Source organism: Streptomyces lushanensis, from assembly GCF_001700515.1.
In the GTDB taxonomy this organism is placed as follows: Bacteria; Actinomycetota; Actinomycetes; order Streptomycetales; family Streptomycetaceae; genus Streptomyces; species Streptomyces lushanensis.
Genome location: NZ_MAUD01000288.1, coordinates 1 through 22,086, shown reverse-complemented (window position 1 = coordinate 22,086; position 22,086 = coordinate 1). Strand labels below are relative to the sequence as shown.

19 protein-coding genes are annotated in these 22,086 nt (G+C 72.6%); 9 read left to right on the top strand and 10 right to left on the bottom strand.

The features are described 5' to 3' along the window. Positions 1 to 240: 240 nt before the first annotated feature. Positions 241 to 1,536: an MFS transporter gene (locus BFF77_RS22695; protein ID WP_066952824.1), complete on the bottom strand. Its 1,296-nt coding sequence runs from the start codon at positions 1,534 to 1,536 to the stop codon at positions 241 to 243. Positions 1,537 to 1,798: 262 nt separating this feature from the next. Continuing rightward, positions 1,799 to 3,073, bottom strand: coding sequence for an MFS transporter (locus BFF77_RS22690; RefSeq protein ID WP_245703651.1), 1,275 nt, complete (start codon positions 3,071 to 3,073; stop codon positions 1,799 to 1,801). Between the two features lie 105 nt (positions 3,074 to 3,178). Between BFF77_RS22690 and BFF77_RS22685 the strand changes: the two genes are divergently transcribed. Further along, a complete protein-coding gene (locus BFF77_RS22685) occupies positions 3,179 to 4,291 on the top strand; it encodes a GlxA family transcriptional regulator (RefSeq protein WP_079125392.1) in 1,113 nt (370 codons plus the stop codon). Here the strand turns inward: BFF77_RS22685 and BFF77_RS22680 are convergent. Together BFF77_RS22680 and BFF77_RS22675 are read right to left on the bottom strand one after the other, a co-directional pair. Further along, complete coding sequence (locus BFF77_RS22680; RefSeq protein ID WP_107422219.1) at positions 4,255 to 4,752, bottom strand: ATP-binding protein; 498 nt, start codon at positions 4,750 to 4,752, stop codon at positions 4,255 to 4,257. The two genes, BFF77_RS22685 and BFF77_RS22680, sit on opposite strands and share 37 nt — an antisense overlap. A 765-nt stretch (positions 4,753 to 5,517) precedes the next feature. Continuing rightward, positions 5,518 to 6,030 carry an EF-hand domain-containing protein gene (locus BFF77_RS22675; protein WP_066952820.1) on the bottom strand — a complete coding sequence of 171 codons (513 nt, stop codon included), beginning with the start codon at positions 6,028 to 6,030 and terminating at the stop codon, positions 5,518 to 5,520. Positions 6,031 to 6,293: 263 nt separating this feature from the next. Here BFF77_RS22675 and BFF77_RS22670 point away from each other — a divergent pair, with 263 nt between their 5' ends. After that, a complete protein-coding gene (locus tag BFF77_RS22670; RefSeq protein WP_066952818.1) occupies positions 6,294 to 6,875 on the top strand; it encodes an RNA polymerase sigma factor in 582 nt (193 codons plus the stop codon). Continuing rightward, the gene (locus tag BFF77_RS22665) at positions 6,872 to 8,251 is read left to right on the top strand and encodes a zf-HC2 domain-containing protein (protein ID WP_066952817.1); all 1,380 of its coding nucleotides are present in this window, start codon (positions 6,872 to 6,874) and stop codon (positions 8,249 to 8,251) included. The genes BFF77_RS22670 and BFF77_RS22665 overlap by 4 nt, the downstream gene beginning before the upstream one ends. Before the next feature lie 168 nt (positions 8,252 to 8,419). Here BFF77_RS22665 and purU read toward each other — a convergent pair whose 3' ends face one another. Together purU and BFF77_RS22655 are read right to left on the bottom strand one after the other, a co-directional pair. After that, positions 8,420 to 9,340 carry a formyltetrahydrofolate deformylase gene (purU, locus tag BFF77_RS22660; RefSeq protein WP_245703650.1) on the bottom strand — a complete coding sequence of 307 codons (921 nt, stop codon included), beginning with the start codon at positions 9,338 to 9,340 and terminating at the stop codon, positions 8,420 to 8,422. 41 nt (positions 9,341 to 9,381) lie between these two features. Next, positions 9,382 to 9,828: an SCO4402 family protein gene (locus tag BFF77_RS22655; RefSeq protein WP_066952816.1), complete on the bottom strand. Its 447-nt coding sequence runs from the start codon at positions 9,826 to 9,828 to the stop codon at positions 9,382 to 9,384. 172 nt (positions 9,829 to 10,000) lie between these two features. Between BFF77_RS22655 and BFF77_RS22650 the strand changes: the two genes are divergently transcribed. Together BFF77_RS22650 and BFF77_RS22645 are read left to right on the top strand one after the other, a co-directional pair. Next, positions 10,001 to 11,275, top strand: coding sequence for an ABC transporter substrate-binding protein (locus BFF77_RS22650; RefSeq protein ID WP_066952815.1), 1,275 nt, complete (start codon positions 10,001 to 10,003; stop codon positions 11,273 to 11,275). 74 nt (positions 11,276 to 11,349) lie between these two features. Further along, the gene (locus BFF77_RS22645) at positions 11,350 to 11,613 is read left to right on the top strand and encodes a hypothetical protein (RefSeq protein WP_066952814.1); all 264 of its coding nucleotides are present in this window, start codon (positions 11,350 to 11,352) and stop codon (positions 11,611 to 11,613) included. Between the two features lie 113 nt (positions 11,614 to 11,726). Here the strand turns inward: BFF77_RS22645 and BFF77_RS22640 are convergent, their stop codons facing one another. Together BFF77_RS22640 and BFF77_RS22635 are read right to left on the bottom strand one after the other, a co-directional pair. Beyond that, positions 11,727 to 13,511 (bottom strand): hypothetical protein, encoded by a 1,785-nt coding sequence (locus tag BFF77_RS22640; RefSeq protein WP_066952812.1) that lies wholly within the window; start codon positions 13,509 to 13,511, stop codon positions 11,727 to 11,729. A gap of 377 nt (positions 13,512 to 13,888) precedes the next feature. Continuing rightward, on the bottom strand, positions 13,889 to 15,271 hold the full coding sequence (locus tag BFF77_RS22635; protein ID WP_066952810.1) for an NsdA family TPR-like regulatory protein: 1,383 nt from the start codon (positions 15,269 to 15,271) through the stop codon (positions 13,889 to 13,891). A gap of 308 nt (positions 15,272 to 15,579) precedes the next feature. Between BFF77_RS22635 and BFF77_RS22630 the strand changes: the two genes are divergently transcribed. From BFF77_RS22630 to BFF77_RS22620, 3 genes are all read left to right on the top strand, one after another. Next, entirely contained in the window at positions 15,580 to 16,308 is a 729-nt protein-coding gene (locus tag BFF77_RS22630) for a bifunctional DNA primase/polymerase (protein WP_066952808.1), read from the top strand. Between the two features lie 28 nt (positions 16,309 to 16,336). After that, positions 16,337 to 17,254 (top strand): ABC transporter ATP-binding protein, encoded by a 918-nt coding sequence (locus BFF77_RS22625; RefSeq protein WP_079125390.1) that lies wholly within the window; start codon positions 16,337 to 16,339, stop codon positions 17,252 to 17,254. 305 nt (positions 17,255 to 17,559) lie between these two features. Continuing rightward, complete coding sequence (locus tag BFF77_RS22620) at positions 17,560 to 19,137, top strand: transporter (RefSeq protein WP_066952806.1); 1,578 nt, start codon at positions 17,560 to 17,562, stop codon at positions 19,135 to 19,137. Between the two features lie 151 nt (positions 19,138 to 19,288). Here the strand turns inward: BFF77_RS22620 and BFF77_RS22615 are convergent, their stop codons facing one another. Together BFF77_RS22615 and BFF77_RS22610 are read right to left on the bottom strand one after the other, a co-directional pair. Next, positions 19,289 to 20,158, bottom strand: a complete 870-nt coding sequence (locus BFF77_RS22615; RefSeq protein ID WP_066952826.1) for an alpha/beta fold hydrolase — start codon at positions 20,156 to 20,158, stop codon at positions 19,289 to 19,291. Positions 20,159 to 20,853: 695 nt separating this feature from the next. After that, the gene (locus BFF77_RS22610; protein WP_066952804.1) at positions 20,854 to 21,546 is read right to left on the bottom strand and encodes an iron-dependent transcriptional repressor DtxR; all 693 of its coding nucleotides are present in this window, start codon (positions 21,544 to 21,546) and stop codon (positions 20,854 to 20,856) included. Positions 21,547 to 21,836: 290 nt separating this feature from the next. Here BFF77_RS22610 and BFF77_RS22605 point away from each other — a divergent pair. After that, positions 21,837 to 22,086: SIS domain-containing protein (locus tag BFF77_RS22605; RefSeq protein WP_141698492.1), on the top strand; the 250-nt coding region annotated here is incomplete at its 3' end.

Sequence of the window (22,086 nt, the reverse complement as noted above, 5' to 3'; positions counted from 1 at the left end):
CCGGCTTCACCAATCCGATCAGCGGCATGCTCCGCGAACTCGCGATCGACGCCCACCGCATAGCCAAAGCCCTCTCCCGCCGCCCCTGACCCCGTCGCCGCGCGGACCGTCAGCCCCTCCGGCAGGACCGGGGCCGGACACGCCCTGGCCGTTGAAGTAGTGGCCCTCCGCCTCCTCGCGGGAGACACCGGCCACCGGCACGTCCGGCCGGCGGCCGATGACACGACCGACCGGCGTCCGTCAGGCCGGGACCGGCAGAGCCTTGGGCGCCGACGGCGCCGAAGGGCGCCGGATGACCAGGGCCATCAGCGCCGCCGCCGCGCAGAGCGCGCCCGAGGCGTACCAGACCACGTCGTAGGAGCCGAAGACGTCCCGGGCCAGACCGCCCGCGAAGGCCACGATCGCCGCGCCCACCTGGTGGGAGGCGAGGACCCAGCCGAAGACGATCGCGCTGTCCTCGCCGTAGTGCTCACGGCACAGGGCGATCGTCGGCGGGACGGTCGCGACCCAGTCCAGACCGTAGAAGACGATGAAGAAGACCATCGGCGGATGGACCGAGGGCGCCAGCAGCATCGGCAGGAAGAGCAGCGAGACACCGCGCAGGGCGTAGTACACCGCCAGCAGCCGGCGGGACTCGAAGCGGTCGGTGAACCAGCCGGAGGCGACCGTGCCGACCACGTCGAAGACACCGATCACCGCGAGCAGCGACGCCGCCGCCGTGATCGGCATGCCGTGGTCGTGCGCCGCCGGTACGAAGTGGGTCTTGACGAGGCCGTTCGTCGAGGCGCCGCAGATCGCGAACGTACCGGCCAGCAGCCAGAACGGCCCCGTACGCGCCGCCGACAGCAGCACCGTGACCGCCCGCCGCGCCGCGCCCGGCACCGGCGCGGGCTTGGCGACGAACTCCTTCGCGCCGTACGCCGGCAGACCCACGTCCGCCGGATGGTCCCGCAGCAGCAGCCAGACGAACGGGACGACCGCCAGCGCGGCCAGCGAGACCGTGATCGCGGCCGGCCGCCAGCCGTGGTTCTCCACCAGCCAGGAGAGCAGCGGCAGGAACACCAGCTGCCCGGAGGCGCCCGCCGCGGTGAGTATCCCGGTGACCAGACCGCGCCGCGCCACGAACCAGCGGTTGGTCACCGTCGCCGCGAAGGCCAGCGCCATCGAGCCGCTGCCGAGGCCGACCAGGATGCCCCAGTACAGCACCAGTTGCCAGGCGGCGGTCATCCAGACCGTCAGGACAGATCCGACCGATATGACGGTCAGCGCCACGGCCACGACCCGGCGGATGCCGAACCGGTCCATCAGCGCCGCCGCGAACGGCGCCGTCAGCCCGTACAGCGCCAGATTGACCGAGACCGCGAAGCCGATCGTGCCCCGGGACCAGTCGAACTCCGTGTGCAGCGGTTCGATCAGCAGACCGGGGAGCGAGGTGAAGGCCGCGGCACCGATGATCGTCACGAAGGCGACGGCGGCGACGAACCACGCCCGGTGGATACGTCCGGGTGTACGAGGCGTACGAGGCGCGCGCGACATACGCCGCGCGCCGGGCGCGGGGGAAGCGCCGGGAGCGCCGGGAGCGCCGGGAGCGCCGGGAGCGCCGGGAGCGCCGGACGACTGTGCCGCGTGGTCCTCGGCGGGAAGTTCGGTTGACTGTGTCACGTCAGACAGGATCGATGGACGGAACAGTCCTTACGAGTGGCCCGAGAGACAGCATTCGCTACGATCGGGCCATGCGTCCCGGCCCTCCCGGGCCTCCTGGCCCGAACCGACCCGCCCCTGCCGGCCCGAACCCGTGCTACTCCACCCGGCGCAGCCCTCTGACGGCCGGCGCCGCCAGCAGCACACCGCACACCGCCACATTGATCACCGCGCCCGCCACCAGCACCTCCCGTACCCCCACCGCCTCGGCCACCGGACCGGCCAGCGCCCGCCCGACCGCGAGCATGATCAGTGAGCCCGCGACGTCATACGCGTGCAGCCGGTTCAGCGCCTCGGCCGGGATCTGCGTCTGGACCGTCGTGGACCACATGACCAGCCAGAACGCCAGCGACACACCGCCGAGGAAGAACCCCGCGGCCAGCAGCGGCACCGGTACGCCGTACGCCAGCACCAGCACGTTCGCGACCACCCCGAACAGCGCGAACGTCCCGGCGAACAGCGGTCTGCGCGGTCGCAGCCGCATCGCGATCAGCCCGCCCACCGCGTTGCCCGCGCCGGTCACCGTCATCATCACCCCGAACATCGCCGAGCCGTGCCGCTCGGTGACGACGACCGCCTCCAGCGGCGTGATCGGGCCGAGGACCGTGATGCCGTACACCGACCAGACCGCGATCACCCCCCAGAGCCAGGACCGCGCCCGGAACTCCCGCCAGCCGCCGATCAGTTCGGAGAGCATCGACGCGCCGGTCACCGGCACGACGGAGGGCATCCGGATCAGGAACAGACAGATCCCGCTGACCGCGAAGGTCGCCGCGTTGACCGCGAAGATCACACCGGGACCGCCGAACCCGACCAGCGCGCCCGCGACCGCGGGACCGGCCATCGCCGTCAGCGACTCGGCGACCCGCAGGACGGCGTTCCCGCGCTGCACGTCCGGCGCCATCAGCGGCAGCATGCTGGCCACCCCCGGCTGGAAGACCGCCGCGCCCAGCCCGCTGAGCGCGCTCAGCGCGTACACCAGCCAGAGCGCCGGCGGTCCCATGACGAACGCGACGGCGAGCACCGCCGTACCGACCAGCCGTATCCCGTCCGCCAGCACCATCATCCGGCGGGGTGTGAACCGGTCCGCCAGCACTCCGCCGACGATCACGAAGCCGGCGAAGCACGCCATCCACGCGCCCAGCGCGAAGCTCACGGACGAGGCGCCGTATCCCGCGTCGAGCAGTCCGGCGGCGAGGGCCACCGGCACCATGCCGTCACCGAAGCGCGCGACGGTACGAGCGAGGAAGAAGAGCCGGAAGTCCGGGTTCCAGAGGGTGCGCCCCGCCGTGTCCGGGAGACCGCCATGGACGCCGGACCCGGAACCGGCCCGTTCGGGAACGGCCTCTGCCGCCACACGCTTGTCTGTCACAGAGGTGACACCTATCAAGACGTGGTCCAGACCTCCAAGAGGCATCCACGAAGCGGACCGCCACCGGACGGGCCGCCGGCCGAACCCACCCGACAGGAGCGCCCCATGCAGGACCCGCCGCCGGACTCACCCGTCCCGTACCGCCCGTCGCACCGGATCGCCGTACTCGCCCTCGAAGGGCTGATCCCCTTCGAACTGGGCATCCCCCAGCGGATCTTCGGGCGCGCCTTCGACTCCTGGGGCAGGCCGCTGTACGAGATCGTCACCTGCGCGGTCCGGGCGCCGGGTCCGGTCCGTACCGACGCGGACTTCTCGATCCTCGTCGAGAACGGTCCCGAGGTGCTCGCCACCGCCGACACCGTGATCGTGCCCGCCTCCTTCAGACTCGGTCCCGTCTTCACCGAGGGCGTGCTCACCGACGAACTCGCCGCCGCCTTCACCCATCTGCGGCCGGACACCCGGATGGTCTCCATCTGCACCGGCAGCTATGTGCTGGCCGCCGCGGGCTTCCTGGACGGCCGCCCGGCGACCACGCACTGGTCCCATGCCGCCCATTTCCAGGGGCTGTTCCCGCAGATCAAGGTCGACGCGGACGTCCTGTTCGTCGACGACGGCGACGTACTGACCTCGGCCGGGGTCGCCGCCGGAATCGATCTCTGTCTGCATATGCTGCGCCGCGACCACGGCACGGCGGTCGCCAACGACGTCGCGCGCCGTACGGTCGTCCCGCCGCACCGGGACGGCGGCCAGGCGCAGTACATACGGCGGCCGATTCCCGAACCGCAGCTCGCGACCACGGCCGCCGCCAGGGACTGGGCGCTCGCCCGGCTCCATGAGCCGATCCAGCTCCGTGACATGGCGGAGCAGGAGTCCATGTCCGTACGGACGTTCACGCGCCGGTTCCGTGAGGAGGCGGGCATCAGCCCCGGTCAGTGGCTGGTGCGGCAGCGGGTCGAACGGGCCAGACAGCTGCTGGAGTCGACCGGTCTCTCGGTCGACCAGGTGGCGCGGGAGGCGGGTTTCGGTACGGCGCAGTCGATGCGCCAGCACCTCCAGTCGGTGCTGGGCGTGCCGCCGACGGTCTACCGGCGTACGTTCCGCGCGACGACGGGACACGGGAGCCCGTCAACCGCCCCCGGAGAGCTCACCGTCGAGGGGCTCGCGGCCGGAGGGCTCACGCGTCACGCGGGACGCGGGATCACGCAGGACGGTTCGTAGGGGGCCGGCTTGCGGGAGGCCGAGGAGGCCGGGGCGTACGCGCCCGAGGCGGCTTCCGGCGCGCGCCGGTCCACCTCGCACCAGATGCGCTTGCCCGCGCCCTCCGGCTGCCAGCCCCACCGGTCGGCGAGCCCGTCGACCAGTTCCAGACCGCGCCCGTTGGTGTCCTCGCCGTCCGCGTGGCGCGGACGCGGCGGCGCGGCGCTGGTGTCGGCGACCTCGACCCGTACGGTGCCCGCCTCGGCCGCACCGGGTCCGAAGAGCATCCGCAGCACGGCCGGACAGCCGGTGTGCACCACGGCGTTGGTGACCAGCTCCGAGATGAGCAGGATCAAGGTCTCGGCGACCGGTTCGTCGTCCCCTATACCGGAGCCGACGAGCCGGGAACGGGCCCATCGACGGGCCCGGCCCACCTCGGCCGGATCGGCCCCGACCTCCAACTGAACCTGAAGCACCTGCACCGCTCACACCATCCGAACCGGCGGACACATCGCCTCGCGCCTCGACAAGGTCCTCGAAAGGATCACTGAACGTGATTTCCTTGCGACACAGCATGGTTGACGTACAGTCACCGCAACAAGCGCTTCGGGCATATTCCAGCGCGAAGGAGTACGCGTCGCGCATACTGTGCGACGCGCGCCGCGGGGAGTCGAACATGGGCGCGCACGGCGCCTCCGTACCGCGCGAGCGGCGCACATTCTCGGTCCCGGAGCCGCCGTCCTGGCGACACCGCGACCCTCGCGCCTCACAACCTCTCGCACCTCATGGAGCGTACCGGAGGCCGGAGCGACTCCGGCCTGTGACGGCCCGCCGTAAGGACACAACCCGGTATCGACCGCGGGAGGGCACCTCTCGCCACGCACGGTGACGCTACGGCAGGTCGAGGCCAGAACTTTCCCGGCGAGAACGGACGGACGGGACCGGATCGCCTGCATGCGGGCGCACAATCACCGAACGAGCGGGCGCACGGTCTCCGGACACGGCGAGCCCGCGCCACGGGACCGGGACGAGAGCGGCGCCCGGACACGGCGGGGCCTGCGCAACGCGGGCGGGCGGAACGCGGCCCGGCGGAACGCGGCCCGGCGGAAGGCGGGCGAGCAAAACGCGGGCGGGCGGAACGGCGCCCGGACACGGCGGAGCCCGGCGCAACACGACCCGGGCGCAACGCAACCCGGGCGGAAGACTGGTCGGGCGAAGCGGGGCCGGATCACCGGCCCCGGGCGCGATCAGGGTTCAGGTGTGACGTAGTACGCGGCGAAGCCGGCCAGGATCTCCTCCTCGTGGATCCTGCCGTCGCCGTCCGCGTCCAGTTCCACGGCCACCCGCGCCGCCGCCTCGGCGACGACTCCCAGCACCAGCAGCGCCCGTTCGGCCGCCGCCGGAGTCACTCCGCCGCCGTCCTCGTCGGCGACGGCGATCGCCGCGCGCAGGAACGGACGGGCGATCTCCGCGAACCGCCGGGGGTTGTCGCGCAGCCGCTTCACCGCGCCCGTCACGAACTCCTGCCTGCTGACCCGCTGGTCACCGTCCACGTCCGCGATGCCGGCCATGCCCTGCCAGAACGCCTCGGCGCCGTTGTAGAGCGCCTGCCCCTTGTCGGAACGGGCGGTCGTGCCGAACTCGGCGAGCAGGGCCGCCGCCGCCCCGCTGAAGTCCTCGCGATCGATGTAGCCGCTGCCGTCCTGGTCGAAGGCGGCGAACCGGGAGGCGATCTTGGCCTCGTACTCTGCGCTGTCCATCCCCGGAGGGTACGACGGCGGACGGCTCCTGTGTGTTCCGTTGCACGGAGAGCCCCCACGTCCCGTCGGCCGGGACCATGCCCACGACCGCGTCGCGTCTGCCCCGTTGGGCCCGTCCGAAACGTGATGAGTGCTGTGGGGGCGCACTTGCCACAAAGGGGCGTGTGTCCTCGGCACCGCCCACTACATTCGAAGCGAGGGCGGGCTTCGACATGATGGTGGCAGGGCTGACGGACGGGCGCAGGAACAGGGCTGGGGGTCGTATGGCGAAGGACACACCACCCCGGTGGGACCGCAGGATGCAGCAGCGGCTCGCGCGGGGCGAGGCCGCCGCGCTCGGTGAGCTGTACGACCGGTTCGCGCCGCTGGTGCGCAGCCTCGCCCACCGTGTGCTCGACGACGACGAGGCGGCCGACCGCGTCACCAAGGACGTCTTCAGCCATGTCTGGGACAACCCGGGCACGTACGACCCCAAGCAGGGCTCGATGAGGTCCTGGGTGGCGAACATCACACGCGAGATGGCGGTGGACCGGTTCCGGCGGACCGAGGCGGAGGCGTACGAGGCGAGCGGCGAGGGCACGGCGGAGGAGCTGGAGCAGAAGATACGCCAGGCCTCGGCGGCGGCCCGCGCGGACTACATCGTCAGGTCGATGCCGACACCGCTGTGGGCCGCGCTGGAGCTGGCGTACTTCCGGCGCAGGAACTACCGCCAGGCCGCGGCGGACCTCGGCGTCTCCGAGGACGAGGCGCGCCGCCGGCTCCGGCTCGGGCTGCAACTCCTCGCGACGGCCGACCTGCGGGCGGCGGACGGCTTCCCGCCGCCGGGCAGCGGACGCACCCGGTGACCGGCCCTCAGGACGGCGACTTCTCCGGCCGTGGCCGGGAGGACCGGCCGGCGCATCCGCGCATACCGGGCCCGAGACCGGCCGCCGACGACCTCGCGCCGTCCGCGGCGCCACGGCACGACCCGGCGCGCGACCCGGCGCGCGACCCGGTGACGGTGACGGGACCCGCCCCGGACATGTCCCCGGCCGCGCCCGAGGAGCCCGAGATCCCGAGGGAGGAGCCCGAGATCCGGAGGGAGAACGAGATCCCGGCGGAGAACGAGGTCCCGGCGCGGAAGCTGACGCACAAGGTGCTCACCTCGCTGCTGGGTGCCTGGGCGCTCGCCGCCTGCTCGGCGGAGGAGACCGCGCAGGTCGAGGAACATCTCACCGAGTGCGCGCCCTGCGCCGAGGAGGCGCTGCGGCTCCGCGACGCCGTCGGCCTGCTGCACGCCGACCGGAGCCTGGACCTCGATCCGCTGCTGCGCTCGCGGGTGCTGGAGAGCTGTCTCGGCCGCAGGCCCGCCCGGATACCCGTGCCGGACTGGGCCGCCCCGTACGACGCCGAGACCGCGCGGCTCGACGCGCTGCTGCGGGACTTCGGCGACGCGGAGTGGCACGCGCCGGTCCGGCTGAGCTGGTTCGAGGAGGAGCGGCCCGTCGCGCGCAGGACGACCGTCGCCGGGGTCATCGGCCATCTCATGACCGTGGACGGCCTGGTCGTCGGTTCTCTCGGTCTCGACGACCCGCTCGGCTCCGGCGCCCCGGACGATCCCACCGACCGCACGGAGCTCTTCTGGCGGACCGCGACGTCCCCGCCCACCCGCGCCGTCCACGAGCCCTGGCGCGAGCAGAGCCACACCCTGATCCGTACGGTGTCCTTCGCCGGCCGCGGTGTCGCCGAACTCTCCGTGTCGTACGGGGACTTCTTCGCCCTGCCGCTGCGTGACGCGCTGCTGGACCGGGCCTTCGAGTGCTGGGTGCACGGCGCGGACATCGCGGAGGCGGTGTCCTATCCGTACGAACCGCCGGCCGGCGCCCATCTGCACCGGATGATCGATCTGGCGGCCCGGGTGCTGCCGTCCGCGCTCGCGACCCGGCGCCGCAGCGGTCTGGCCGGGCCCGCCCGGGATCTGGTGGCCGCGGGCGCGCCCGGCAGGTCGCTGCGGCTGGAGGTGGAGGGCGCGGGCGGCGGAAGCTGGTACATCGCCCTGGACTCGCCGGCCGCGCTGGGCAGCCCCGAGCGCTCGGTGGGCCAGATCGCCCTGGACGCGGTCGAGTTCTGCCAGCTCGTGGCGGGCCATGTGTCGCCGGAGGAGGCGGCGGCCGGACAGGAGGGCGACCGCGAGGCGATCAGGGACGTCCTGTTCGCGGCGGCCTCGATGAGCCGCCTCTGAGCGACCCGTACGGGCCGGGCGGACCGTACGGGACCGGGATCGTGGGGGTGGGGCGCGGCCCGTACGGGACCGGGACCGTCCCGGCCGGGCGTGCCGTTCCCCCGGAGCCGTACGGGCAGGTCGGCGAGCCGTACGGGCGGGTCGGCCCGGCCGTCGCCCGCGCCCGGGTCAGCCGAAGACGACCGTACGGTGCCCGTTGAGCAGGATCCGGTGCTCCGCGTGCCACCTGACCGCGCGCGCGAGCGCCTGGCACTCCACGTCCCGGCCGATCGCCACCAGCTGCTCCGGGGTGACCTGGTGGCCCACGCGCTCGACCTCCTGCTCGATGATCGGGCCCTCGTCGAGATCGGCCGTCACATAGTGCGCGGTCGCGCCGATCAGCTTCACACCGCGCGCGTGCGCCTGGTGGTACGGCTTCGCGCCCTTGAAGCTCGGCAGGAAGGAGTGGTGGATGTTGATGATCCGGCCGTTGAGCTGCTTGCAGAGATCGTCGGAGATCACCTGCATGTAGCGGGCCAGCACCACCAGCTCCACGCGCTCCGCGCGCACCAGCTCCAGCAGCTCCGCCTCGGCGGCGGCCTTGGTGTCCCTGGTCACCGGGATGTGGTGGAACGGGATGCCGTACGAGGCGGCCAGCTCGGCGAAGTCCGTATGGTTCGAGACCACCGCCGCGATCTCCACCGGCAGGGCGCCGGTCCCGGCCCGGAAGAGCAGATCGTTGAGGCAGTGGCCGAACCTGCTGACCATGAGGACCACCCGCATCCGCTCACCGGCGCGGTGGATCTCCCAGTCCATCCGGAAGGCGTCCCCGATGGCGGCGAAGCTGGCCCGCAGCTTCTCCACGGTCACCGGCGCGTCGGCCGAGAAGTGCACCCGCATGAAGAAGAGGCCGGTGTCGTGGTCGCCGAACTGCTGGCTGTCCTCGATGTTGCAGCCGGTCATGAAGAGATAGCTCGACACGGCGTGCACGATCCCCTGCTTGTCCGGGCAGGACAGCGTCAGTACGTACTGCTCGGGCGGAGAGACGTGCTGTCCGGGTGCTGCGGGCGCGTTCGCGGCGGGCTGCTGCTGCGGGGCGGCGGTGCTCATGACCTCAGAGGATCCCACACCGGCGCGGGACCCGGCGGCAGTCACACCGACCGCGTCATGATCCGCAGCACGTCCAGCGACCTCGGCACGGTGTCCGGATCGTCCCCGTCGCTGGTCGCCAGCCGTACATGCGCCTCGCGGGCCGCCCGTACCGCCTCGGGCCAGCCGTGGTGCTCCAGATAGGCGGACACGGGCGCGTCCGCGCCGACCTGGTGCATGATGCGGAGCACCCGCAGGACGGCGAGATCGACCAGGGCGGCCTCTCCCGAGTCGCGGAAGATCGTGCCGACGTATTTCTCGGCGGACCAGTTGTCCAGCCAGGTGTCCTCGACCAGCCGGTACACGGCGTCCGTGACGTCGCCGTAGCCCTCGGCGCCGGCCAGCCAGTAGTCCTGGTGGAAGACGGGATCGGAAAGCATGTGCAGCGCCGAGCGCACATTGCTGCGCCAGCGCCACCATGGCATGTCATTGAGCGGCATGCCGCCCATGGTGCGGGAGTGACGGGCACGACGGGAAGAGTTCTCGGAACCTTGCTGCACAGTCCTTGACTCTACGGTCCGCGCGCGGCGGCCCGGCGGGCTCCTGTAATTCACCCCTAAGTCATTAAACGTTGAAGCTTCCACACTCCGGCGTTACCTGGGAGCGGCAGCCTGCATGGCTATGACCGGTTGGCGACGCTCATCCTTGTCCCGCCCCTTCCAGTCCGGTGCGATACGCGCCGTTTGCATGGCGGTGGCGGGGGCGTCGCTTCTCGTCGGCTGCGGTGTTCTCCCTGGTGGCCCGGGGGGCTCCAGGGAGCCCGTCACGGTGATGACCTGGGCGCCGATCGGCACGAACGCCACGAATCAGCCGGGGATGCCGGCCATGGCGAAGGCGTTCGCGCGCTGGGTCAACGCCAACGGCGGTATCGACGGCCACACCCTGCGCGTCCTCACCTGCGACGAGAAGAACGAGACCGCGGGCGCCGCCGACTGCGCCCGCCGCGCGGTCAAGGAGAACGCGGTCGCGGTCGTCGGCTCGTACAGCCAGCACGGCCGGGAGTTCATGGCGCCGCTGGAAGCCGCGTCCATCCCGTTCCTGGGCGGGTACGGGCTCACCGAGGAGGAGTTCAACAGCTTCCTCTCCTATCCCGTCAACGGCGGCCAGGCGACCCTTCTCGCCGGCAACGGACGGCAGCTGGCCCATGACTGCAAGCGGACGGCGCTGGTACGGCCCGACACCATCACCGGCGACGATCTGCCCGGACTGCTCAACTCCGGTCTGGGCGAGGGCGGTCGCGGCTCCGCGCGTGACGTCCGCGCGGCGGAGGACGCCACCGACTACACCCACCCGGCCGAGCAGGCGCGCGCGGCGGCGGAGGACGGCGGCTGTGTGACGACGGTGCTCGGCGACCGTACGGAGACCTTCTTCGACTCCTACCGCCGGGTGCCCGAGGACGGCCGGAGCATCCGCGTCTCCTCGGTCCTCGGCAGCGTGAGCCAGTCGCTCATCAACAGCACGGGCGGCAAGAACGGTCCCTTCGAGGGCGCGTACCTGACCGGCTGGTATCCGGTGGCGACCGATCCGGCCTGGAAGGCGATGCGGAACGTGGTCGACAAGTACGCCTTCGGCGACAACGACATCGACCCGGCCGACCCGGGCCCGCAGACCACCTGGATCGCGTACACCGCGCTGAAGCAGATCATCGAGTCGATCGACGACAACACCATCACAGCGGGCAAGATCGCCGACACCCTGGACCGCGGCATCCAGGTGAACACCGGCGGCCTCACCCCGCCCCTGCGCTGGCGCTACGAGGACATGCTGGGCGCCCCGGGCTTCCCCCGCATCGTCAACAGGGAGGTCACGTTCCAGGTGGTCCACGAAGGCCGCCTGGTGTCCCAGAAGAAGGGCTTCATCGACGTGGGCCGAACCCTGGGCAACACGACGTCGTAGCCCGCCCCGTGCGCGGCACCCGTCAAGCGCGGGGCACTGGTGCGCCCGGGTCCTCGCGGACGACCATGGCACGTATGAGCGACCGACTCGGTCCGAGCCTTCGCCTGGACGTTCCCGAAGGTTTCGACGACACGGATGACGACACCCAGGTGCATCCGATGGCCAGGAAGCTGTTCACCGGCGCGACCGCCGCCGAGGTCTTCGGGAAGGCCCACGAGTGGGTGAGCGAACAGAGGGTCTTCCTGGTGGACGTGTCATGGGATTTCGCGCACGACGAGGACGAACCCTGCACCCTGAGCGTCTATTTCACCTTCGAGCCGGATCCTGAGGACAACTGACCACGGCCGTGCGGTCGCCCGCGTGTCCCGCGCCCGAGGACCTGTCCGGGCACGGGCGGGACGTCCCGGACCGGACTGGACGCCCGGGACCGGGCGCGCCCTGAAGCTGGGGCCTAGAGCTGGGTCGGGGCGCGTTCCGTGAGGTTGTACTTGGCCGCGATGCCGTTCCACAGCTCCGCGGCCTTCTGCTTGGCCGCCGTGGCCTCGCCGCTCGCGCGGTTGGCCTCGGCGGCCTGCTCGGTCGAGCGGGCCTGGCCGCCCCGGCAGTTCTTCCTGCCCTTCGACTGCCTGGCCCAGTTCGCGTAGTGGTCGTCCGCCGAGGCGGACGCCTGCCAGGCGTCCGTGAGCGACGACGTCAGCTCGCCGTTGTCCGGGAGCTTGTCGAGTGTCAGGTCCTTCAGCCGGGTCACCAGATCACGGCGCTGCTCCGCGGCGCCGTGCAGATCCGTGGCCGCCTGATCGAGGTTGTCGCAGGACTTGATGGACTCGACCGCCGCGATGACCGTCGCACGGCTGTCACCGCTGTCCGCGAGCAGCTTGTCGAGCGCCTCGGCCTGCGTCTTCGCCGGGTCGGGCGCGCTCTGCCCGGGAGACTCCTCGGCGGGGGGCGAACTCGCCGCGGCCACCGTCTTGCTGTCGTCCTGCGCCGGGCTGTCGCCGCCGCCGCTCATCAGCGCGCCCGCGCCCAGTCCGAGCACGGCGCAGCCGACCACGACGGCCGCGATCAGCGGGAGGGGCGAGGACTTGCGGCGGCCCGCGGACCGGCCCTGGGCCTCCCGTGCCGCCGCCCGGCCCGGCGGGTCGTACGAGGTCCGCTGCTGCGGCGCGTGAGGCGCGGCGGGGGCCCGGTGGGCGGACGGCTGAGGCCCGCGTCCCGCGTCGAACTGGGGCAGCGGCTGTGTCGAGTCCGCGCCCTGGCCGCCGCCGGGCGCGTCCGTACGGAAGAGACTGTCGAACTCCGCGGGCGGCTGGCGCTCGCCGGGCTCGCCGGGCCTGACGCCGAACGGCGCACCGGGAGGCGCCGCCGGAACGGACCGGGCCTGCCCGGGGCCGGCGTGCGCCGGGCCCTGCTGCGCCGGTACGGGCGCGATGTACTGCGTGGCGTCCGCGTCCGGGCCCGCGCCCGGGATGGGCGAGGGCAGGAACTGGGTGGCCTCCGCGGCGTTCTCCGGCGGCAGCGTGCCGGGGCCCCCGCCGGGACCATGGCCGGGGCCCGCCGGGACCGGTGCGATGAACTGGGTCGCGTCCGAGTCCCCCGTCACGGGCATGCCCGGCACGGCGGGCACCGGCGGCAGATACCGCGTGGCGTCCGCGCCGCCCTGGGCAGGCGCCTCCGCGGGCAGCGGCTGCGGCTGCGCGTGCCGCGGGGACTGTCCCTGCGGCTGGTACGGCTGCTGCTCCTGCTGCGGGAAGGGCAGGCCCATGCCGTGCCCCTGGACCTGCCCGGGAAGCTGTCCCTGCCCCGGGAGGCCGGGGAGGCCCTGGAGGTCGTGCCCCTGGTAACCGCCCTGTTCCTGGTAGCCCTGTCCGTGTCCCTGGGCCTGCGGGAGCGGCTGACCCTGGGCCTGCGGGAGCGGCTGACCCTGCGGAAGCGGCTGCGGGAGCCCGCCGCCGTAGGGGACGCCGTCCTGCTGTCCGTACGGCTGGGCGCCCGGCTGAGGCCCGTACGACTGCGGTCCGCCGTGCCCCGCCTCGCCGTACCCGGACTGCTCCTGGGAGCCGTCCTGCGGTCCCCAGGGCTGTCCCCACGGCTGCCCGCCCGCGGGGCCCTGCGCGGGCGGCTCCGCGGAGCGGCCGGGAACCCAGGGCGCGCTGCCGTCACCGGGCAGCACAACGCCTTCGTGCGCGGGCCGAGCGGCGGGGTGCTGCGGCTCGTCCCCTTGTCCGCTGTGCGTCACCGGGACTCCTACATGTGGAACGTGTTGGCCTACCGAACGTCGGTTCACGCTACCGGGTGAATCGCGGCCTCTGCCACGCGCCCGGATCCAGGAACGGCCCGTCCCCTCGGAACGCCGGTACCGGAACCGGATCCAGCCCGCCCGCCGCCGACTTGGTCAACGCCGCACGCCCGGCACGGCACGCTCACGGCTTCGCACGGCATTCTCACGAACGCCCCCGGCCCGACACCCGCCCGTAAGACGTCCGCACAGAACCCTCACCGCCCGGGCTCCTCAGGACCGTCCGGCCCCTCACGCCGTCCGGCCCCCACGACGCGCGAACCCCCGTGCGCCCGCACGCCCTCACACCGCGCGGAACCCCCTCCGCCCGCGCACCCTCACGCCGCCTGGATCTCCAGCCGCGCCCCGAACTCCCGCACCGCGGGCTCGTTGGCATACGGCTCCAGCCGCTGCTGGAGGTCGTCCAGATACTCCGCGCCCCGGCTGGAGCGCAGCGTGCCCAGCAGCTCCACCGCGCGTGTCCCGGTGTGGCACGCCTGCTCCACCTCGCGCTGCTGGACCTGGGCCATGGCGAGCAGGACCAGTCCGATCGCCCGCCGCCGCGCCCGGGACTCGGGATGGCCCTCCAGCGACTCCGCGGCGTGCTGGCCGGCCGCCTCCGGCTCTCCCAGATCTCGGTAGCAGTGCGCCAGTTCGTCGGCGAGATAGGCCTGGTCGAAGTGGGCGATCCACTCCGGATCGTCGCCCGAGGCCGCGTCCGCGTGCTCCAGCGCCGTCACGGCCCGGCCCGCCACCGCCTCGCATGTGCGGCCGTCGCCCATCAGCGCGTGGCCGCGCGCCTCCGCCGCGTGGAACATGGCCTGCGCGCGCGGGGTGACCTGGCCGCGCGCTCCCTCCTGCGCCGCCCGTGCCAACTGCGCGATCTCCCGCGGATTTCCGAGCTGCGCCGCGAGATGGCTCATGGACGCGGCGAGCACATAGCCGCCGTACCCCCGGTCCCCCGCCGCCTGGGCCAGCCGCAGCGCCTGGATGTAGTAGCGCTGGGCGAGTCCGGGCTGTCCGGTGTCGACCGCCATGTAGCCGGCCAGTTCCGTCAGCCGGGAGACGGCGGCGAAGAGCCGGCGGCCGACCGCCTCGCGGTACGAACCGGAGAGCAGGCCCGCCACCACGCTGTTCAGGTAGTGGACGACGACCGGCCGGACATGGCCGCTGCCGAAGCGGTGGTCCAGATCGATGAGCGCGCGCGTCATCGCCCGCACCGCCTCGACGTCCGAATCCCCCACCCGCGCGCCGGAGTTGCGCGCCACGGCCGGATCGGCGGCCGTGATCAGCCAGTCCCGGCTCGGCTCGACGAGCGCCGAGGACGCCACGGCGGAGCCGGAGAGGAAGTCGCGGCGGCCCACATCGCTCCGCCACAGCTCACAGACCTGCTCGATCGCGCCGAGCACGGTCGGCGAGAACTGAAGGCCGACGCCCGAGGCGAGGTTCTTGCCGTTCGCCATACCGATCTCGTCGATCGTGACCGTACGGCCCAGCTTCCGGCCGAGCGCCTCGGCGATGATGCCCGGCGCCCGGCCGCGTGGCTGCTGTCCGCGCAGCCAGCGTGCCACCGATGTCTTGTCGTACCGCAGGTCGAGCGCACGCTCCGCACCCACCATGTTGACGCGCCGGGCGAGCCCGGCGTTGGAGCACCCGGCTTCCTGGATGAGCGCCTGGAGCCGTTCGTTCGGCTGGCGCGCGACGAGAGGCCTGGCTGCCAATTGGATACCCCCTGTGGCCGCAGTGATCAGCTGAGTGACCAATGCCCGGCAGATCTGCAGAGAATGCGCATGTTCGGAGATAACGGAAGTATTCGATGATTCTCGGGAAACAGCGGTAAACACGGTCGGGCCGGTCTTGTGCTTCCACCGCGTCCCCTCATGGTGTCGGACCCCCGAGGGTGGCTACCCGGATACCGGTCGACCTGTTCATGCGCGCCCCCGCCCATGCATCGATGCGCCCCACTTGCGGATTCGGCCCCCGGCGGTGCCGCGCCGTGCGCCCGTAACCCGTGGTGACGGCGGGAGTTGTGCTGGGCGTGGAAGAGACGATCGGAGTCAGGGACGCCGCGCGGATCCCCCAGCAGCGGAGCGACCTGCTGCTGGAGAGCGCGGTGCGGTACACGGAGGAGAGGCGCTGGGACGTGTTCCCCGGCACCTGGCTGGAGGCGGTGGGGGGCGCGGAGAGGTGCTCGTGCGGCCGGACGGACTGCCCGTCGCCGGGGGCGCACGCGGCAGGACCGGACTGGGCGGCGCAGGCGACGGGCAGCGCCGCCGAGGCGCGCGCGCTGTGGTCGGGCCGGCCCGGGGCATCGGTCCTGCTGCCGACGGGACGGACCTTCGACGCGCTCGACGTGCCGGAGTCGGCCGGCTTCCTCGCGCTGGCCAGGATGGAGCGGATGAATGTCACACTCGGCCCGGTGACCTGCACTCCGGACCGGCGGATGCTGTTCTTCGTCCTGCCCGGCGCGGCGGCGAAGACGGCGGAGCTGGTACGGCGGCAGGGCTGGGCGCCGGAGGCGATCGATCTGGTCGCGCGCGGCGAGGGTCACTATGTGGCGGCGCCGCCGACCCGGATCGGCGGCGCAGGCGCGGTGCAGTGGGCCCGCCGGCCCACGCTCGCCAACCGCTGGCTGCCGGATGTGGACGAGCTGATGAGCGCGCTGGCCTACGCCTGCGGTCGGGAGGCCGCCGCCCGGCGCACGCGCCCCGCACAGGCGGTACGCGGTACGGAGGCCGTACGTAGGGTGGTGCCGTAGCTGTACGGACACCGAAAGGCAGTACGAGATGGCGGACCAGCCACGGGAACAGGCACCGGACGAGACACCAGGGCAGCGGGCCGCCGGGGCGGACGGGACGGGCCGGGTGACGGGCGCGGCGGGGACGTCGCCGCCCGCCGCCCACGTCCCCGCCGTCCCCGCCGCTCCGGCCGTCCCCGCCGTCCGTGTCGAGGGGCTCTGGAAACGGTTCGGCGGGCAGATCGCCGTCGCCGGTATCGATCTCGAACTGCCCGCGGGCCGGTTCATCGGTCTGGTCGGCCCGAACGGTGCCGGCAAGACCACGACGCTCTCCATGATCACGGGCCTGCTCAGGCCGGACCAGGGACGGGTTTTGGTCGCCGGGCACGACGTCTGGCGCGACCCGGCGGAGGTCGCGGAGGTCAAGACGCGGATAGGCGTGCTGCCGGAGGGACTGCGGCTCTTCGAGCGGCTCTCGGGGCGTGAACTCCTCGGCTACACCGGGCGGCTGCGGGGGCTGCCCGGTGCCGAGGTCGACAAGCGCGCCACCCAGCTCCTCGACGTACTGGACCTGGCGGGCGCCCAGCACAAGCTGGTCGTGGACTACTCGACGGGCATGAGGAAGAAGATCGGCCTGGCGGCGGCGCTGCTGCACAACCCGGAGGTCCTCTTCCTCGACGAGCCGTTCGAGGGCGTCGACCCGGTCTCGGCGCAGACGATCCGCGGTGTCCTGGAGCGCTACACGGACTCGGGCGCGACGGTCGTCTTCTCCAGCCATGTGATGGAGCTGGTCGAGTCGCTCTGCGACTGGGTGGCGGTGATGGCGGCGGGCCGTATCCGCGCGCAGGGCACCCTCGCGGAGGTACGCGGCGGCGCGCCGTCCCTCCAGAGCGCCTTTCTGGAACTGGTCGGCGCGCAGGGCCGCGACACCGGCGAGAGCCTGGACTGGCTGGGCGGCTCCCGATGAGCGGAACGGACGGGACCCCGGCCCGCACGGGCGGCGTGACCGGTACGGGCGGGGGCGCCACCGGGGCCGGTACGAGCGACGGCGCCAGCGGGGCCGTCGCGGCAGGCGCGAGTGGTGCGGCAGGCGCGGCAGGCGCGAGTGGTGCGGCAGGCGCGGCAGGCGCGAGTGGTGCGGCAGGCGCGGCAGGCGCGAGTGGTGCGGCAGGCGCGGCAGGCGCGAGTGGTGCGGCAGGCGCGGCAGGCGCGAGTGGTGCGGCAGGCGCGGCAGGCGCGAGTGGTGCCCGAAGCACTCCCTCGCTCACCCCCGTGTTCGTACGGCTGAAACTCGCCCTCCTGCGCAACGGGCTGCGGCAGTCCTCGGGCCGTACCGCCGCCTATGCCGTCTCCGCGGTCTTCGCGGTGCTCGTCGCGGCGGGCCAGCTCCTCGGGCTGGTGCTGCTGCGCGGAAACGATCACGCGGGAACGGTCGTGGTCCTGCTGACCGCCGTGCTGGCGCTGGGCTGGGCGGTGATGCCGCTGTTCTTCCCCGGCGGTGACGAGACGCTGGACCCGACCCGGCTGGTGATGCTGCCGCTGCGTCCGCGACCGCTGGTCAGGGCGCTGCTGGTGGCGTCGCTGGTGGGCCTCGGGCCGCTGTTCTCGCTCTGTCTGGCGGTCGGCTCGGCGATCGCGGTGGGACACGGCGCGGCGGCCACCGCCGTCGCGGTCCTCGCCGTACCGCTGGTGCTGCTGATCTGTGTGGCGCTGGCGCGGGCCGTCGCGACCGCCAATGTCCGGCTGCTGACCTCGCGCAAGGGCCGCGATCTGGCGGTGCTGAGCGGTCTGGTGGTCGCGGTGGGCATCCAGGTCGTCAACTTCGGCGCGCAGCGGCTCGGTGACGCGGGCGGGCTCTCGGCGCTCGATCCGGCGGCGGGGATCCTGCGGTGGGTGCCGCCCGCGTCGGCGATCGGCGCGGTGGACTCGGCGAGCGAGGGCGCGTACGCGGTCGCCGTGGCGCAACTGCTGCTGTCGGCGGGCGCGCTGGCGGCCCTGCTCCACGTGTGGCGGCGGTCGCTCGTGAAGCTGATGACGGCCCCGGACGGCTCGACGCTCGCGGCGGCCGAACCGTCGCGCAAGGAGTCCGCGTCGGCGGCGGGACGGCTGGGACGGCTGCTGCCCGGAGGACGTACGGGCACGGTGATGCTGCGCAGTCTGCGCTATGTGTGGCGCGATCCGAAGACCAAGGCGGCCTGGGTGACCTCGCTGGCCATCGGTCTGATCGTGCCGCTGTTCAACGCGCTCCAGGGCCGGGGCACGATCTACTTCGCGTGCTTCGCGGCCGGGATGCTCGGTATCCAGATGTACAACCAGTTCGGCCAGGACACCTCCGCCTTCTGGATGGTGGCGCTGACGATCTCCTCGACGCGGGACGCCTATCTCGAACTGCGCGCCCGCGCCCTGGCGTTGCTGGTGATCACCCTGCCGTACTCGGCGGTGGTGACCGTGGCGACGGCCGCCCTGCTGGGCGACTGGCACGCCCTGCCCGAGGCGCTGGGGCTGTCGTTCGCGCTGCTCGGCGCGATGCTGGCGACGGGCGCGGTGGCCTCGGCCCGCTTCCCGTACTCGATACCGCAGGACAGCGGCTACAAGAACGTCGCGCCGGGGCAGGCCGGTCTCGCCTGGATCTCCATCTTCGGCGGAATGCTCGGCGCGGCCCTGATCTGCGCGCCGGTGATCGCGGTGACGATCTGGCTCCATGTCGCGGGCGCCGACGGCTGGACCTGGCTGCTCTTCCCCGTGGGCACGGTGTACGGCGCGCTGACGGCGGCCCTGGGCCTGCGGCTGGCCGCGCCGCGCACGGCGGCCCGGCTGCCGGAGATCCTGACGGCGGTCAGCAAGGGCTGAGAGCTCCCGGCGGCCACGGACGGGCGGCGGGGCGGTCCGGCGAAACGGTCCGGCAGGAGGCGGCGGGAGAGAGACCAGGGGCGAGCAGCGGGCGGCCCTGGACGGGCGGCCGAGCGGTCCGGCGCGTGTTCGTTCCGTGCCGGACCGCCTCTCACGAGGTCAGTACGCCTTCCAGGAACGGTTCGATCGCCGCCCGCCAGGCCGCCGGCTGGTCGTAGTGGACCAGGTATCCCGCGTCCGTGACCTCCGCGTACTGACCGCGGGGCAGCACCCGGACCATCTCCTGGGCCTCCGCCCGCCCCAGGTCGCCGTCGAGACCGCGGACCACCAGGGTCGGGCAGCGGACCTGCGCCAGTTCCTCCCAGTGGGCGTCGTAGACCCAGGTCTCCCGGGCCATGAGCATCTGGTGGCGGGAGAAGACCGGATGCCAGCCGTCCGCGCGCTCCGTCATCACCTCGGCGAAGAACTCACCGCGCGCCGGTGCGGGGCGCTCCACCCAGGGGTCGTCCTCGCCGAACCACTTCCGTACGTCCGCGAGCGTCGCGAACGGGACGGGCCACGACCGGAACCAGTCGCTCCACTCCCGCTGGGACGCCACACCCAGCGCCGAGGCCCGCATGTCGCAGATGATCAGGGCCCGGACCAGATCGGGACGCCTGGCCGCGAGCTGCCAGGCGGTGAGCGCGCCCATCGAGTGGCCGATGAGCGTCACGGGCGCCAGCCCGAGCTGTTCGATCACCGCCTCCGCGTCGGCGACATACGCCTCGCGCGTGAACGGTCCTTCCGCCGGCTTGTCGCTCAGACCGTGGCCCCGCTGGTCGAGCGCGACCGTGCGGTGCCGCGCCGAGAGCCAGCGCGCCGTGGCCGCCCAGTGCGAGGCGCGGCCCATGAGCCCGTGCAGGAGTAAGGCACCGGAGGTCCTCTCCGGACCCGCCTCCTCATGCCGCTCGGGCGGGTCGGCAAACTCCCAGGCAGCGAGACGTACACCGTCCGCTCCGGTCACATCGATACGCCGCACCATGCGTCCAGGCACCCCCTTCGGTCCTGAGTGGTCGTACAACTGGTCGTGTGAGTGGTCGTACGGGTGGTCGTCCCTGAAATGATCGCCGGAGGCCGTCAGCCGTCCCATTCCGCTTCCGGCCCGATGTGCGTGCGTCCAGCCGAGTCAGACTATCGAACTCCCGTTCGAAAACACGTTCCCCCCGAGCAACACCGCTCGTTCGAGTGACCATGATCAAGGATTGCCGGACGTGGCCCTGGGGAGATCTTCACCGGGAGGCGGACCGCTCGGGGATGACGGTCCGAGGGGAATGACCCTGGGAGCTCGGGGCTCCGGGTCAGCGAAGGGGAGGACGGGCTCCGGCGCCGCGAGGCGCCGGAGCCGCCCTCGCACCGCGCATCCGGGCGCGTCACCCCCAGGTCGCACAGGCCGTACGACACCCGCGACGCTTCGTGTCCGTCGCCACTGCCGGGCCCACCCCCACACAGGCGCACAACCCTGCTCCCCTCCCCGGGCGTGGGGCCGGGATCCCGGCCGCCTTCAGGTCACATGCCTCAGCGACAGCCTGGCACGCGAGGCGTCCCACCGCTGCCTTTCCGCCGGAAAGCGCGCCCCCGGTCACGGGCGCGCCCCCCGGTGCCTCCGCGCCCGCGCCCGCACCGGCTCATCGCCCGTGCGCAGCCGGTGCCATGACGTCCGCGACGTTCGAGTCCGTGTCAGCGCTTGGCGACGAAGACATGTGACGCGACCTCGGAGACCAGCTCCGCCGCCTCGCCGCCGCTTCCCACCAATACCCCGGCGGGAGACTCCGTCACACTCACCACGGACCCGGGCTGCACTCCCGCGCGCCGCAGCGTGTACATGAGCTGGGCGTCGGTCTGGATGGGCTCACCGATCCGCCGCACCACCACGGTCTTGCCCTCGGCGCCCGGGTCCAGCTCCGCCAGGCTCACCATTCCCGCGTCGAGGAACGGATCCGCCTCCGTCTTCTCGCCCAGCTCCTCCAGGCCCGGAATCGGGTTCCCGTACGGCGACTCCGTCGGGTGGCGCAGCAGTTCGAGCACCCGCCGCTCCACCGCCTCGCTCATCACGTGCTCCCAGCGGCATGCCTCGGCGTGCACCTGCTCCCACTCCAGGCCGATCACATCGACCAGCAGACACTCGGCGAGCCGGTGCTTGCGCATGACGCGGGTCGCCAGCCTGCGCCCCTCCTCCGTCAGCTCCAGATGCCGGTCGCCCGCCACCTGCACGAGCCCGTCCCGCTCCATCCGGGCCACGGTCTGGCTGACCGTCGGCCCGCTCTGGTCGAGCCGCTCCGCGATCCGGGCACGCATTGGGACCACACCTTCCTCTTCCAGCTCAAGGATGGTGCGGAGGTACATCTCCGTCGTGTCGATCAGTCCGGACATACATGCCCCTCGAATAAATCGTGCGCTGGCCCTTGACCAATTCTGACGCATACCGCCGACAACCGTGCCGCGCCGGGGAACGCCGAAGTGGCGTGACCATGGAATGGCCGGGAGAACCAGCCGGGCGGTGCCCGTCGGGCGGTCCGGCAGCCGTATTGACAGAGCAATGGTCCAGACCTCAACGTGATCCGCGGCACAGACATTCCCACCTCTGGGAACACTCCCGGGAACACCTCGGGAAACACCCCACGAAAACCCCCGGAAACCCCACGCCTGGGAGGGCCTCCTCAATGAGCGAGAGCAAGCTGGCCGGTCAGTTCCTCGATGCCGCGATCGGACTGCTGCAACGCGTGAGGGACGAGGAGTCCGCCCGGGTCGCCGCCGCCGGCCGGGCCGTCGCCGACGCCGTCGCCGCCGGCGGCCGGATCTTCGCCTTCGGCGCCGGACACTCCTCGCTCGCCGCGCAGGACATCGTCTACCGGGCGGGCGGCTTCGCCCTGGCCAATCTGCTGGCCGTGCCCGGCGCGGTGGGTGTCGAGA